We start from the raw sequence: 13,734 nt of genomic DNA, 5'->3' as shown, positions 1-13,734 counted from the left end.
CGGTTACATGGCCCAGACCGTCACGGTCGAGGCGGCCGGCGTCGTGCCGCCGCCCGTGCCCGCCCGGACACCGGCGCAGCCGCATCGGCGCAAGCGTGTACTGAGCTGGATCGGCGTGCACACGCTCGCCGTCACCGCCGTGCTGTTCTTCATCCTTCCGTTCGTGTTCCTGTTCCTGACCTCGGTGATGTCCGACAAACAGGCGCTGACCAGCCATCTGTGGCCCACGTCGTGGGAGTGGGGCAACTACACCGAGGTGATGAAGACCCCCGGCTTCGGCACGTGGTGGCGCAACACGCTGATGTACGCCGGGCTCGGCACCTTGTTCACCGTGGTCTCCAGCCTGCCGGTGGCCTACGCGCTGGCCAAGTTCCGGTTCCGCTTCCGGGGCGTGGCGCTGATGCTGGTGATCTCGTCGATGATGTTGCCGCCCCAGGTGATCGTCATCCCGATGTACATCTTCTGGGCCAAGCAGATGCACCTGACCGGGACGTTGTGGCCGCTGATCATCCCGATGGCCTTCGGCGACGCGTTCACCATCTTCCTGCTCCGCCAGTTCCTGCTCACCATCCCGTCCGAATACCTGGACGCGGCCCGGGTGGACGGGTGCGGCGAACTGCGCATCCTGATCTCGATCGTGCTGCCGATGATCCGGCCGGCGATCGCGGCGGTGGCGCTGTTCCAGTTCTTCTACTGCTGGAACGACTACTTCGGTCCACAGGTGTACGCCTCGGAGAATCCGGGCGCGTGGACGTTGTCGTACGGCCTGGAGTCGTTCAAGGGCGCGCATCAGGTCAATTGGAATCTCATGATGGCCGCCACCCTCTTGGTGATGGCGCCGGTGATCCTCGTGTTCTTCTTCGCCCAGAAGGCGTTCATCGAGGGCGTGACATTGACGGGAGTAAAGGGTTGAAGCTTGCGGTGGTGGGCGGTGGGTCCACCTACACTCCCGAACTCGCGGACGGCCTCGGCCGGTTGCGTGAGAGCCTGCCGGTCGACGAACTCGTGCTCGTGGACCCGGTGGTGGAACGCCTGGAGTCGGTCGGCGCGGTGGTCCGCCGAATCCTGGCCCGCTACGGACACCCGGCCCGGGTGGTGCTGACCGACGACCTGGACGCGGGCGCCGAGGGCGCCGACGCGGTGCTCTTCCAGCTCCGGGTGGGCGGTCAGCAGGCCCGGGCGCAGGACGAGGCGTGGCCGCTGGACTGCGGCTGCGTCGGGCAGGAGACCACCGGGGCGGGCGGCCTGGCCAAGGCGCTGCGCACGGTGCCGGTGGTGCTGGACGCGGCCGAGCGGGTCCGCCGGGTCGCGCCGGACGCGTGGATCGTGGACTTCACCAACCCGGTGGGCATCGTCACCCGGGCGCTGTTGGACGCGGGCCATCGTGCGGTGGGCCTGTGCAACGTCGCGATCACCTTCCAGCGGCGGTTCGCCGCGTTGTTGGACGTCGCGCCGGATCGGCTGCGCCTGGACCATGTCGGGCTCAACCACCTGACCTGGGAGCGGGGCATCCATGTGCTGGACGACCTGGGCGCGCCCGGGCCGGACCTGCTGCCGCGTCTGTTGGCCGAGCACGGGGCCACGATCGCGGCGGACATCGAGTTGCCGGTGGATCTGATGTACCGGCAGAACACGGTCCCGTCCTACTACCTGCGCTACTTCTACGCGCACGACGCGGTGGTGTCCGCGCAGCGGCACACCGGTTCGCGGGCCGAGGAGGTGGCCGCGATCGAGCGCGAACTGCTCGAGCTGTACAAGGATCCGACCCTGGACACCAAGCCGGAGTTGTTGGAGCGCCGGGGCGGGGCGTACTACTCGGAGGCGGCGGTGGCGCTGGTCGCCGCGCTGATGGGCAAGGGCGGCGACGAGGCGTCCCGGATCCAGGTCGCCGACGTGCGCAACAACGGCGTCCTGCCGTTCCTGCCGGACGACGCGGTGATCGAGGTGCAGTCCCGGGTCGACGCGAACGGGGCGACGCCGCTGCCGGTGGCGCCGGTCGGGCCGTTGCAGGCCGGGCTGATCGCGCATGTCGCGGCGTACGAGGAGTTGGCCTTGGACGCGGCGCTGCGCGGCGGGCGGGACCGGGTGTTCACCGCGTTGTTGGCGCACCCGCTGGTCGGGCAGTACGACATCGCCGAGTCGCTCACCGATCGGCTCCTTGCCGCGGGCAAGGAGCACCTTCCGTGGGCGCGGTGACCGGGGGCGCCTCGCCCGGGCCGGTCCCGGCCGTGCTCGCGATCGACGCGGGCAACTCGAAGACGGATGTCGCGGTGGTCGACGCGGACGGTCGGGTCTGGGGGAAGGCGCGCGGGCCGGGCTACAAGCCGTACGTGCTCGGCCACGAGGCGGCGGCGCAGGCGATCGCCGAACTGGTCGAGGAGGTGCTGCGCGCGGCGGCGGGGGTCGGGCCGGTGGAGCATGTCGCGGCCTATCTGGCCAACATCGACCTGCCGGTGGAGGAGTTGCGGCTGCGCAAGGAGTTCGAGGATCGGGGGTGGAGCCGCACGGTCACCGTCGGGAACGACACGTTCGCGGTGCTGCGTTCGGGTACGGACGCGCCGCGCGGGGTCGCGGTGGTGTGCGGCGCGGGGATCAACTGCGTGGGCCTGCTGCCGGACGGGCGTACCGCACGCTTCCCGGCGCTCGGACGGATGACCGGCGACTGGGGCGGCGGGATCGGTCTGATGGAGGAGGTGATGTGGTCGTCGGTGCGGGCCGAGGACGGTCGGGGGCCGGCCACGGCGCTGGCCGCGGCCACGTCCGACCACTTCGGTCTGCCGTCGGCGACCGCGGTGGCCGAGGCGGTGCACCTGGGCGAGTTGCCGGCCGAGCGGCTGCACGAACTGGTTCCGTTGTTGTTCCGGGTGGCCGAGGCGGGCGATCCGGTGGCGGGCGAGGTGGTGGAGCGGCAGGCGGCCGAGATCGCGGTACTGGCGGTGACGGCGCTGGGTCGGCTGGACCTGCTGGGCGAGGCGGCCGATGTGGTTCTCGGCGGCGGCGTGCTGGCCGCGGAGCCGCCGCTGCTGATGGCGGCGGTGGCCCGGCGGGTGCTGGAGGTCGCGCCGAGGGCGGTCCTGAAGGTCGCGTCGGATCCCCCGGTGGTGGGCGCGGCCCTGCTCGGGCTCGATCGCCTGCGCGGCGAGGGGCGGGCTCCGGTGGACGAGGGCGGGGCGGCGGAGCGGCGGCTGCGTGAGGAGTGGTCGGCGGGGGTGGGCTGAGCGGGCGGCCGGTGTCGGTGGGGGACGGGGACGGGGACGGGACCGGGGGACGGGGGTGAACGGTCCGGGCCGGGCCGTTCGGAGGTGGCCGGGGCGTCGGGCGGGCGTCGCGCCGGCCGGCTTCGGAGCGTGCAGGCGTGACCGCTCGGGGGCGTGACCGCTTGCGGGCATGGCGACTTGGCGGCGTGGGGCGCTGTCGACCCGGGGCCGCTGTGGCCGGCGCCGTGCGCCCGGGTCGGGTTCTGTGCTCGTTCGGGCATCGGGTGTTCAGTGGATCGCATACGATCCGGGCGGGGCGGGTTCATCCGCGACGGGGCCCACACGATGCGGATGGGGACGACTGTGGGCGATCTCGCGTGATCGACGGGTCCGCGCCGGGGCTGGTCCGCGACCGGGTGACCTGGTCGTTGTACCTGCACATGGCCGCGTTCGGCTACTTCCTGTACTGCTTCGGCCCCTCCGTCACGCTGCTCGGCGACGAACTGGGCGTGAGCAACGCGGTGGCCGCGCTGCACAGTACGGCCTATGCGGCGGCGGGCGTGTTGATCGCGCTGCTCGGCGACCGGCCGATGCGCCGCTTCGGGCGGGGGCGCACGTTGTGGACCGGGTGTGTGGTGTTGTGTCTGGGGGTGCTCGCGTACTGTGCGGCGGATACCCCGGCCGTGTCGTTGAGCGCGGCGCTGCTGTGCGGGTTCGGCGCGTTCCTGGTGGTGAACGTGGCGGGTACGGCGCTGGCCGACCACCACGGCCCGATCGCCGGGCCGAGCGCCCTCAGCGAGGCCAACGGCCTGGCCGCCGGCGTGGGTACGGCCGCCCCGCTGCTGATCGGCGTGATGGACTCCTCCGGTCCCGGCTGGCGCTGGGCCATGGTCGTGGTCCCGGTGCTCTTCGCCGCCCTGGCCGTGGTGTACGGCCGAACCCCGATCCCGGATCCGCACCCGCCGGCCCGCCCGGCACCGGACCGCCCGGAGGCGGCGACCGAGGACGAACGGCCGCCGGCCCGGGGCCTGCCGCCCGCCTACTGGTGGGCCTGGTTGTTGACGGTGTGCTCGGTGGCGGTGGAGTTCTCGTTGTCGTTGTGGGCCTCCACGCTGTTGCGCGATCGCACCGGGATGTCGGAGAGCGCCGCCGCCACCGCGATGACCGCCGTGGTGGCCGGCCTGTGCCTGGGTCGACTGGCGGGCGGGCGGCTGGTGTTGCGGGTGCCGCTGGATCGGCTGTACGGCGGTGCCGTCGCGGTCAACCTCGTCGGCTTCGTGGTGTTCTGGACGGCCTCGGTGCCGTGGCTCGGCTATACCGGCCTGTTCCTGTCCGGCCTGGGCCTGTCCGTACAGTTCCCCCTCGCCACCGCGACGGCGATCCGCGCGGCGGGCGGCCGAAGCGACCTGGCCCTCTCCCGGCTCGCCGGGGCCACCACCCTGGCCGCCGGGGGTGCGCCGTTCCTGCTCGGCGTGGCCACCGATCTGATGCCGGTCCGCACCGCGTTCCTGCTCCTGCCGATCCTGCTCCTGGCCTCGCTGCCCATCCTGCGCCTGGCCACCACCACGCGCCCGTGACGCGGCGGCCCGGTCAGGCCCGCGCCATCGCCGCCGCGTCGACGGCGCACTCCAGGACCGCCCTGCTGCGCGACCACGGCAACGGCGACGCCGCGCCGCCCGCCATGGCCAGGATCGTACGCATCGTGGCGCGGTAGCCCAGCGCCTCCTGCCAGTCGGGGGCGCCGCCGAGGCGGGTGGTGTGTACCCCGTCCTCGGTCTGCACCGCCACCTCGTACACCTCCTCGCCGCCCGCCCCGGACACCTCGATCGTGCCCGGCCGCCCGTCCGGCCAGCCGACCAGGATCGTGCCCGTGTCCTCGGAGCGGGTGGCCGGATGCACCAGCACCGACCGGCTCGCCGCCACCGCCCGCGCACCCGGACCGGCCACCGCGTCGAGGAGTTCGGCGCCGTGCAGGCCGAGCGAGACCAGCGTGCCGCCGCCCTCGGCCGGATCGTCCTGCCAGGCCCGCTCCGGCGTCAGGAAGCCCGCGATGTCGTGCCGGACCAACGCCCGTGCCCCGAGCACCCGTTGCCCCGCCAGGCGCTCGGCCAGGTCCACCACGGCGGGCGCGAAGCGCAGCACGGACGAGGTCAAAAAGCGCTCCTCGTGCCCCGCCACGGCCCGGTCCAACGCGGCCAACGCACTCGCCGAGGCAGCCGCCGGCTTGTTCACGAAGCAAGGCAGCCCGGCCCGCAACACCCGCGCCACGGTCGCCGCGATCAGGGCCGGCCGCACCGTCACCACCACCGCGTCCGGCCGGCGCGCGATCAATTCGGCGAGCGAGGCGGCCGGCTCACACGCGTGCAGCTCCCGGAACGCCGCAAAGCGCCCGGGCTCACCACCGTCCCACCCGTCGATCCCGCCCACGCCCAGATCCCGAGCCACCCCGGCATCGGTAAACGGATGACTATGCGCAAAACCGGCAAACCCAAGACGCACGCCCCGAACACCCCTCCCAGACAACACCCGAGGCCCCCGACCCTACGACCCACCCCCCGCCGCTCCCGGCCCGGACCCCGCCGGCGTGCGCACCATCCACACACCATGCCGGACGTCGCCCACCACCCGGCGGCGGCCCCGCGGCCGGCTACGCCTTTCGCTGTACTCGGGCCTCCCACGGTTGCAGCGTCGTCGGGTCGATCGCCGGGCCCACGTTGCCGAGGACGAGCGGGGCCGTTGCCCACGCGGTCGTGAGCACCGCCGGGATCTCGACCGGCTCGCCGGTGAAGTTGGCCAGCGTCAGCAGTGTGGTGTCGCGATGGCGCCGGGTGAACGCGTACAGCCGTTCGTCCTCCGCCAACAGCATCGTGAAGTCGCCGTGGACGACCGTCGGTTCGCTGTGTCGCAGGGCGATCAGTCGGCGGTAGTGGTGGTACACCGACTCCGGGTCGGCCCGCGCCGCCGCCGCGTTGATCGTGGTGTGGTTCGGGTTGACCGGCAACCACGGTGTGCCCGTGGTGAATCCGGCGTGTTCGGAGGAGTCCCATTGCATCGGCGTACGCGCGTTGTCCCGCCCCCGCGCCCGCAGTCCGTCGAGCACCCGTTCCGGGTCCTCGCCGGCCCGGATCGCCTGCCGGTAGTGGCCCAGCGCCTCGATGTCCCGCACGTCCTCGACCGAGGCGAACGGCGCGTTGGTCATGCCCAATTCCTCGCCCTGGTAGATGTAGGGCGTGCCCCGATGCAGGTGCAGCACGGTGGCCAGCATCGTCGCCGAACGCACCCGGTATCGCGGCCCGTCGTCGCCGAACCTGGACACCACCCGGGGCTGGTCGTGGTTGTTCCAGTACAGGCTGTTCCAGCCCGCCTCGGCCAGGCCCGTCTGCCAGCGGCCCAACGACTCCTTGAGCGCGGTCAGCCGCAGCGGCCGCACGTCGAACTTGTGCCGCCCGAAGTCCAGCCCCACGTGCTCGAATTGGAAGACCATGTCCACCTCGCCGCGTGCCGGGTCGGTGAACAGCCGCGCGTCCTCCAGCGTCACCCCCGGCATCTCGCCCACGGTGAGCACCCGCTCCGGCCGATCGGCGAATACCTCACGGTGCATCTCCGCGAGGTATTCGTGCACCCGGGGCCCGCACACGTAGTACGGCGACCCGTCGCCGTAGCGCCCGTCGCCCGTCAACTCGCCGTCCGGCAGGTCCGGATGCTTCGAGATCAGGTTGATCACGTCCATCCGGAACCCGTCCACCCCACGGTCGAGCCACCAGCGCATCATCGCGTAAATCGCCTGGCGAACCTCCGGGTTCTCCCAGTTCAGGTCGGCCTGCTTCGGCGAGAACAGATGCAGGTAGTACTCCCCGCTCGCGTCGTCGTACTGCCACGCCGACCCGGAGAAGAACGACCCCCAGTTGTTCGGCGCCGCCGACTCCTCCCCCACGACCCCGCGCTCCGGCCGCCCCGGGCGCCACCAATACCAGTCTCGTTTGGCGCTGTTCGGCCCCTCGCGCGATTCCCGGAACCAGGCGTGCTCGTCCGAGGTGTGGTTGACCACGAGGTCCATCACCAGCCGCATCCCACGCTCGTGTACCGCCGCCGTCAGCCGGTCGAAGTCGGCCGACGTACCGAACATCGGCTCGATGCCCCGGTAGTCGCTGATGTCGTACCCGTTGTCATCCTGCGGCGAGGGATACACCGGCGACAACCACAAGACGTCCACCCCGAGCCCGACCAGATGATCGAGCCGAGCCAGGATCCCGCCCAGATCCCCGATCCCGTCCCCGTCGGAGTCCGCGAAACTCCGCGGATAGATCTGATAGACCACCGCCGACTTCCACCAGGGCTCCTCCACCCGCTCCCCGTCGTCACTCCCCACGACTCACCAACCCCTCTCCCGAAGCACACGGAGCGCCCCAAGCACCCCGGCCCCTCCACTGTCACCCGCCGCCGGCCCCCGCGTCCGCCGACCCCGGATTTCGAGGCACTGCATGGGAGGAACCCCGCCGCGGCGCGGCGACCCGGCGCAGGCGACCCCGGACGCGGTCGACGTGCCCTTGGCGATAATCCGTTGGTGGGTGGCACCGTTGCCACTCGTGCCGATCATGGGCGAGTTTTAGCCTCGGCTGGTGACCAAGTTTCTGCTTGCCGTACATGTGCTTGCCGCGATTTTGGCGGTCGGACCGGTGACCGTTGCCGCGAGTATGTTCCCGCCCGCCGTCCGGAAGGCGCGGACCCATCCGCAGGACGAGCAGGCCGCGGCGGTGGTGCGCGGGCTGCATCGGACCTGTCGGGTCTACGCGGTCGTCGGCGTGGTGGTGCCGGTCTTCGGGTTGGGGGTCGCCCTGCGAATGGACGTGGTGGGCGATGTGTGGCTGATCGTGTCGATGGTGTTGACCGCGATCGCCGCCGCCGTTCTCGGACTGGCGGTGTTGCCCCGACAGAGCGCGCTGCTGGCCGACATCGGGACGACGGACGCCGCCACGACCGCGGCCCCCGATCCGTTGTCGCCCTTCCACCGCGCGACCGTGCGCCTGGGCATGCTCACGGGTGTGTTCAACCTGCTCTGGGCCACCGTGACCGTCTTGATGATCGCCCGGCCGGGGTCGTCCACCGGCGCCTGATCCGCCTGGGCTCGGCAGGTGCAAAGGTCGCCGTTTCGGGCAGGTATCGGTCCTCGCACGATGTCCGGCCCGCCGCCGGCGGGCTCGGCGCGATGGGCACGATGGGGACGGTGTGGTGGAGCGACACGAGGGGGTCGGCGCCGGGTCGCGGGCGCCGGGGATCGAAACGCGGCGGCACACCTGGGACACCAGGCGGTGGCTGCTCGTCGGGGTCTCCACGACGCTGGTCGTATCGGCCCTGCTCGCCGCGCTCGGCGCGTGGGTGTTCACCCATTCCACCTCCGTGAACGGGCGGCTGGTGGACTACAGTTCGCCGGCGCTGATCGCCGCGGTGCGCCTGGAGACGGCGTACGCCGACCAGGACGCCGCGGTGCGCGGCTACGTGTGGACCGGCAACGCCTCGCTTTTGGACGGTTACGCGACGGGCCACGCCACCGAGCAGGAACAGGCGGCCGTACTGCGCGAGTTGTTGCGCGACGACCCGACCGCGAGCAACGAGCTGCGGGTGGTGCAGGAGCGGGCGCAGGCGTGGCAGGACCGGGTGGTCCGGCCGGTGCTGGCCGTGCCGCCCGGGAGCGAGCCGCCGGCGGAGGTGCGTGCGGCCGTCGCCGACACGTCCGCCTATCCGGCGCTGCGCACCGCCACCCGCGAGCAGCTGCACCGCCTCCAGCGGCAGCGCGACAGCGCCAGGGCCGACCTCCAGGACGTCCGCGACCTGCGCACCTGGGTGTTCAGCGGGATAGCCCTGGTGGTCGTGGGGGGTGCGATCATGGTGTTCGCGGGGTTGCGGCACGGCGTGACCCGGCCGATGAGCCGACTGGTGGCGGACGCCAATGTGGTGGCCGGGGGCGACTTTCGGCATGAGATCACCCCCACCGGCCCCGCCGACCTGCGCGCGTTGGCCGACGCGATGGAGGCGATGCGCCGCCGCCTCGCCGACGAGTTGGCGTTCTCACACGACGCCCGGCACCGGCTGGACGAGCAGGCCACCGAACTGCGCCGCTCCAACTCCGACTTGGAGCAGTTCGCCTACGTCGCCTCGCACGATCTCCAGGAGCCGCTGCGCAAGATCGCGAGCTTTTGCCGTCTGTTGGACAAGCGGTACCACGGGCAACTCGACGAGCGGGCCGACCGCTATCTGGACTTCGCCGTGGACGGCGCGGTGCGAATGCAGGCCCTGATCGACGACCTGCTCGCCTTTTCCCGGGTGGGCCGGGGTCCGGCGACCGACGCGGAGGTGGACCTGAACGCCGTGTACGAGACGGTGGTCGGGGATCTGGATCTGGCCATCCGGGAAGCGGGCGCCGAGGTCCGGCACGATCCGCTGCCCACCGTGCGCGGCGACCGCTCCCAGCTTTCCCTGGTCGTGCAGAACCTGATCGCCAACGCGGTGAAGTTCCGCAAGCCGGACCGGCCGGTCCGGGTCTCGGTCGAGGCCGAGGCGGTGGACGGGATGTGGCGGATCTCGGTGACCGACGACGGCATCGGCATCGATCCGGCCCAGGCCGACCGGATCTTCGTGATCTTCCAGCGCCTGCACACCCGCGAGGCCTATCCGGGCAACGGCATGGGCCTGGCGATGTGCAAGAAGATCGTCGAATTCCACGGCGGCACGATCGGGTTGGACCCCGAGTACCAGGCCGGCACCCGCATCGTGTTCACCCTTCCGTCGGCCGAACGTCCCGGCGCCGGGAAGCCCCCGTCACTCGCCGAAGTCCCCCCGCCCCGGCCCTGATCCGCCCACCACCCGGTCCGGCGTGATCGGCAACGTGCGCACCCGCACCCCCGTCGCGTGGAAGACCGCGTTGGCGATCGCCGCCGCCGAGCCGACCGCGCCGATCTCGCCCGCGCCGCGCGCGCCGACGTCGCCGATGTGCGGGTCCGGGACATCCGTGAACAGCACGTCGAGCGCGCCGACATCGGCGTTGGCCGGCAGGTGATACCCCGCCAGGTGCGGTTCGACCACGTGCCCCCGGCGCGGGTCGATCGTGGTCGCCTCCATCAACGCCTGGGCCAGACCGAAGGTCATCCCGCCGACGAGTTGGCTGCGCGCCGTGCGCGGATTGATCACCCGGCCGATGTCGAACGCGCCGACCATCCGCCGCACCCGCACCGTCCCGGTCAGCGCGTCCACCGCGACCTCGGCGAACTGGGCGCCGAACGAGTGCACGGCGTAGGGCGATCCGGCGTCCGGATGGGCGTGGCCGATCGCCGAGATCGACGGCGAGCCGATCCGGGACAGCTCGCCCACGAAGGTGTCGCGGCCGAAGTCGATCGTGGCGATCTCCCGCCGGTACAGCGGCGACTCGGGGTCGGCCAGGGCGCCGGCCAGCAGGTCGTCGCGCACCGCCTCGCAGGCCCGCCGGATCGCCGGGCCGACGTAGGCCACGGTCTGCGAGCCGATCGAGGGGGGCGCCTCGGGCAGTTCGGTGTCGCCGAGCCGGACGAAGACCCGCTCCGGCCCGATGCCCAGCACGTCGGCGGCGATCTGCGCGAAGACGGTGTACGTCCCGGTGCCGATCTCGTGCGAGGCGACGCCCACCACCGCGGTGCCGTCGACTCGCAGTTCGGCGTAGGCCGCGGCCGGTCCCGGATCCATCTCGTGCGTCGCGCTCGCCATCCCGCTGCCGATCAGCACGTCGCCGTCGCGACGGGTGCCCGGCGTGCGATCGTGCGGGTCCCAGCCGAACCGCTCGGCGCCCAGGCGGTAACACTCGCGCAGGTGTTTGCCCGACCACGGTCGCCCCGTCGAGGGATCGGTGTCGGCGTGGTTGCGCAGCCGCAACTCCACCGGGTCGACGCCCAGTTCGTGGGCCAACTCGTCCATGGCCGACTCCAGCGCGAACGATCCCGGGGCCCGGCCCGGCGCCCGCTGGAAGGTCGGCGGCTGCATGTCGAGCCGCGCGATGCGCTGACGGATCGTCACGTTCGGGCAGGCGTACAACATCGCGGTCGTCGCGCCGGTGTTCTCCACCACGTTCTCCCCGAAGGAGGTCGCCGTGGTGCCGTCGTGGGCGATCGCGGTCAACCGGCCGTCCCGTCGCGCGCCGAGCACCACCCGCTGCCGGGTGGGCGGGCGCACGCCGCAGGAGGTGAACATCTGCGGCCGGGTGAGCGCGAGGCGCACCGGTCGGCCGACCAGCCGCGCCGCCGCCGCGGCGAGCAAAACGTGCGGCCACACCGTGCCCTTGCTGCCGAAGCCGCCGCCGACGAAACCGGACAACACCCGCACGTCCTCGGGCCGCAGCCCGAATGCCTCGGCCAGCGCCGCCCGTACCCCGAAGACGTACTGCGTCGAGTCGTGGACGGTGAGCCGATTGCCCGTCCAGCGCGCGGTGGTGGTGCACGGCTCCATCGCGTTCATGTGCTGCGGCGGTGTCTCGTAGTACGCCTCGATCGTCGCGTCGGCCACCGCCAGGCCCGTGGTCAGGTCGCCCCGGACCACGTCCTCGCGACCCGGCGGAGTCTGCGCGATGGCGTCCTCGATCCGGGCCAGCGGCGCCTGTTCGCGATAGCGCACCCGGATCAGCTCGGCGCCGGCCCACGCCTGCTCCCGGGACTTTGCGACCACCATCGCGACATGCTGCCCGTGGTGGTGGATCACCGCGTCGGACAGCGGTGTCCGGCCGTCGCCCATCGGCCCGTTGTCCGCCGAGTAGTAGGACGCCACCGGGCGGATGCCCAGCGAGCCGTCGGAGGCGCACACGGCCAGCACACCCGGCGCGCGCTCGGCGGCGGCGACGTGCGTTTCGAGGATGTGGCCCTTGGCGATGGTGCTCTGCAGCAGCACGGCGTGGGCGAGATGGGGCAGGGCCACGTCGCCGGTGTACATCGCGGTACCGGTGACCTTGACCGGACCGTCGACCCGCGCCTGGGGTCGGCCGATCCACGGCTGCTCCGGGCTCATCCGCGCTCCCCTTCCACGGCGGTCAGCGTGGTCAGCGCCCGGGCGACGACGCGACGGATGAGTTCGACCTTGTACCCGTTGTCCCGCAGCGGCCGGGCGCCCTCGGTGGCCGCCTCCCCCGCCCGGGCGAACGCGGCGGTGCTCGGCGGCGCGCCGATCAGCGCCGTCTCGGCCGCGACCGACCGCCACGGCGTGGTCGCCACGCCGCCGAGCACGATCCGGGCGTCGTGAACCGTGTCCTCGCGGACGTCCAGGGCGACCGCCACCGAGCACATCGCGAACGCGAACGAGGCCCGCTCGCGCACCTTGAGGTAGTACGAATGGGCACCCAGTGCCGTCAGCGGCACCTCGACCCCGGTGATCAACTCGCCGTGCGCGAGTGTGGTCTCGCGCTCGGGGGTGTCCCCCGGCGGCAGATGGAAGGTGTCGATCGGCTCCACGCGCGGACCGCCGGGTCCGTCGATCCGTACCCGGGCGCCCAGCGCGAGCAGCGCCACGGCGAGGTCGGACGGGTGGGTGGCGATGCATCGCTCGCTCGTCCCGAGCACCGCATGGCCGCGATGGTCGCCGTCCAGCGCCGCGCAGCCGCTCTCCGGCAGCCGCTTGTTGCACGGCATCGACGGGTCGCGGAAGTAGCCGCACCGGGTGCGCTGCATCAGGTTGCCGCCGAGTGTGGCGAGGTTGCGCAGTTGTGGCGAGGCGCCGGCGAGCAGGGCCTGGGCGAGCACGGGCAGGCGCTCGGACACCACCGGGTGCGCGGCCAGGTCGCTGTTGCGGACGAGGGCGCCGATCCGGAGCGTGTCGCCGTCGGGCCCGATCCCGCCGAGCGGCAGATTGCCGATGTCGACCAGCCGGGCGGGGTCGGCCACGCCGCACTTCATCAGGTCGACGAGGTTGGTGCCTCCGGCGATGTACATCGCGTCCGGGCCCAGCTCGGCCCAGGCGTGCGCGGGTTCGTCCGGACGGGTGTAGGTGAAGGGGCGCATGGCGGTCACCGCCCGGCCGCGGCGGCGATCGCCGTGACGATGTTCGGGTACGCGGCGCAGCGGCACAGGTTGCCGCTCATCCATTCGCGGATCTCGTCGTCGTCCCCGGCGTGGCCCTCGGCGAGCAGCGCGACCGCGGCCATGATCTGCCCGGGGGTGCAAAAGCCGCACTGGAAAGCGTCGTGGTCGACGAACGCCCGCTGTACGGGGTGCAACTCCCCCTCGGGATCCCCGCCCAGGCCCTCGATCGTGGTCACCTCGCGCCCGTCGTGCATCACCGCGAAGGTCAGGCACGAGGTGATCCGGCGTCCGTCGAGCAGCACGGTACAACTGCCGCACTGGCCGAGGTCGCAGCCCTTCTTCGGGCCGGTCAGCCCGAACTCGTCGCGCAGCGCGTCCAGCAGGGTGACGCGCGGGTCGACGCGGATCCGGCGCGGGTCCCCGTTGACCCGCAGTTCGACTTCGTCGGCGGCGGGTTCGATCGACATGGTCCCTCCGAGGTGGGCGCACCCGGGCCGTGCCGACCCGGG

Annotated in this window: 11 protein-coding genes; 6 read left to right on the top strand and 5 right to left on the bottom strand. The window is 72.2% G+C overall.

All coding sequences use genetic code 11. The features are described from left to right. The first annotated feature begins 7 nt into the window (after window positions 1–7). From ACFRCG_RS25700 to ACFRCG_RS25685, 4 genes are all read left to right on the top strand, one after another. Window positions 8–913: a carbohydrate ABC transporter permease gene (locus tag ACFRCG_RS25700; RefSeq protein WP_380035376.1), complete on the top strand. Its 906-nt coding sequence runs from the start codon at window positions 8–10 to the stop codon at window positions 911–913. Then, window positions 910–2,196, top strand: coding sequence for a 6-phospho-beta-glucosidase (locus tag ACFRCG_RS25695; RefSeq protein WP_380035373.1), 1,287 nt, complete (start codon window positions 910–912; stop codon window positions 2,194–2,196). Before ACFRCG_RS25700 ends, ACFRCG_RS25695 begins: the two co-directional genes overlap by 4 nt. Further along, window positions 2,184–3,218: an N-acetylglucosamine kinase gene (locus tag ACFRCG_RS25690; protein WP_380035370.1), complete on the top strand. Its 1,035-nt coding sequence runs from the start codon at window positions 2,184–2,186 to the stop codon at window positions 3,216–3,218. Before ACFRCG_RS25695 ends, ACFRCG_RS25690 begins: the two co-directional genes overlap by 13 nt. A gap of 356 nt (window positions 3,219–3,574) precedes the next feature. Continuing rightward, a complete protein-coding gene (locus ACFRCG_RS25685) occupies window positions 3,575–4,774 on the top strand; it encodes an MFS transporter (protein ID WP_380035367.1) in 1,200 nt (399 codons plus the stop codon). A gap of 13 nt (window positions 4,775–4,787) precedes the next feature. Here the strand turns inward: ACFRCG_RS25685 and ACFRCG_RS25680 are convergent, their stop codons facing one another. Next, on the bottom strand, window positions 4,788–5,642 hold the full coding sequence (locus tag ACFRCG_RS25680; RefSeq protein WP_380035365.1) for a Gfo/Idh/MocA family protein: 855 nt from the start codon (window positions 5,640–5,642) through the stop codon (window positions 4,788–4,790). A 202-nt stretch (window positions 5,643–5,844) separates the two neighbouring features. Next, window positions 5,845–7,566: an alpha-glucosidase gene (locus ACFRCG_RS25675; protein WP_380035362.1), complete on the bottom strand. Its 1,722-nt coding sequence runs from the start codon at window positions 7,564–7,566 to the stop codon at window positions 5,845–5,847. Window positions 7,567–7,816: 250 nt separating this feature from the next. Here ACFRCG_RS25675 and ACFRCG_RS25670 point away from each other — a divergent pair, with 250 nt between their 5' ends. After that, entirely contained in the window at window positions 7,817–8,311 is a 495-nt protein-coding gene (locus ACFRCG_RS25670; RefSeq protein ID WP_380035359.1) for a DUF2269 family protein, read from the top strand. Window positions 8,312–8,426: 115 nt separating this feature from the next. Further along, a complete protein-coding gene (locus ACFRCG_RS25665; RefSeq protein ID WP_380035356.1) occupies window positions 8,427–10,046 on the top strand; it encodes an ATP-binding protein in 1,620 nt (539 codons plus the stop codon). Here ACFRCG_RS25665 and ACFRCG_RS25660 read toward each other — a convergent pair. Genes ACFRCG_RS25660 through ACFRCG_RS25650 form a run of 3 tightly spaced genes read right to left on the bottom strand, consistent with a single transcriptional unit; the run spans window position 10,014 to window position 13,692 of the window. Further along, complete coding sequence (locus ACFRCG_RS25660) at window positions 10,014–12,218, bottom strand: xanthine dehydrogenase family protein molybdopterin-binding subunit (RefSeq protein WP_380035353.1); 2,205 nt, start codon at window positions 12,216–12,218, stop codon at window positions 10,014–10,016. The two genes, ACFRCG_RS25665 and ACFRCG_RS25660, sit on opposite strands and share 33 nt — an antisense overlap. Continuing rightward, window positions 12,215–13,204, bottom strand: coding sequence for an FAD binding domain-containing protein (locus ACFRCG_RS25655; RefSeq protein ID WP_380035350.1), 990 nt, complete (start codon window positions 13,202–13,204; stop codon window positions 12,215–12,217). The genes ACFRCG_RS25660 and ACFRCG_RS25655 overlap by 4 nt, the downstream gene beginning before the upstream one ends. Before the next feature lie 5 nt (window positions 13,205–13,209). Next, a complete protein-coding gene (locus ACFRCG_RS25650; RefSeq protein ID WP_380035347.1) occupies window positions 13,210–13,692 on the bottom strand; it encodes a (2Fe-2S)-binding protein in 483 nt (160 codons plus the stop codon). Window positions 13,693–13,734: the final 42 nt, after the last annotated feature.

It is taken from the genome of Embleya sp. NPDC056575 (assembly GCF_042793325.1).
In the GTDB taxonomy this organism is placed as follows: Bacteria; Actinomycetota; Actinomycetes; order Streptomycetales; family Streptomycetaceae; genus Embleya.
This window is presented reverse-complemented; position numbering and strand designations above follow the sequence as displayed.

Excerpts from the sequence above, each read along its gene's own strand:
- ACFRCG_RS25700 (WP_380035376.1), top strand. The coding sequence starts at position 8 with ATGGCCCAGACCGTCACGGTCGAGGCGGCCGGCGTCGTGCCGCCGCCC.
- ACFRCG_RS25660 (WP_380035353.1), bottom strand. The coding sequence starts at position 12,218 with ATGAGCCCGGAGCAGCCGTGGATCGGCCGACCCCAGGCGCGGGTCGAC.
- ACFRCG_RS25655 (WP_380035350.1), bottom strand. The coding sequence starts at position 13,204 with ATGCGCCCCTTCACCTACACCCGTCCGGACGAACCCGCGCACGCCTGG.
- ACFRCG_RS25650 (WP_380035347.1), bottom strand. The coding sequence starts at position 13,692 with ATGTCGATCGAACCCGCCGCCGACGAAGTCGAACTGCGGGTCAACGGG.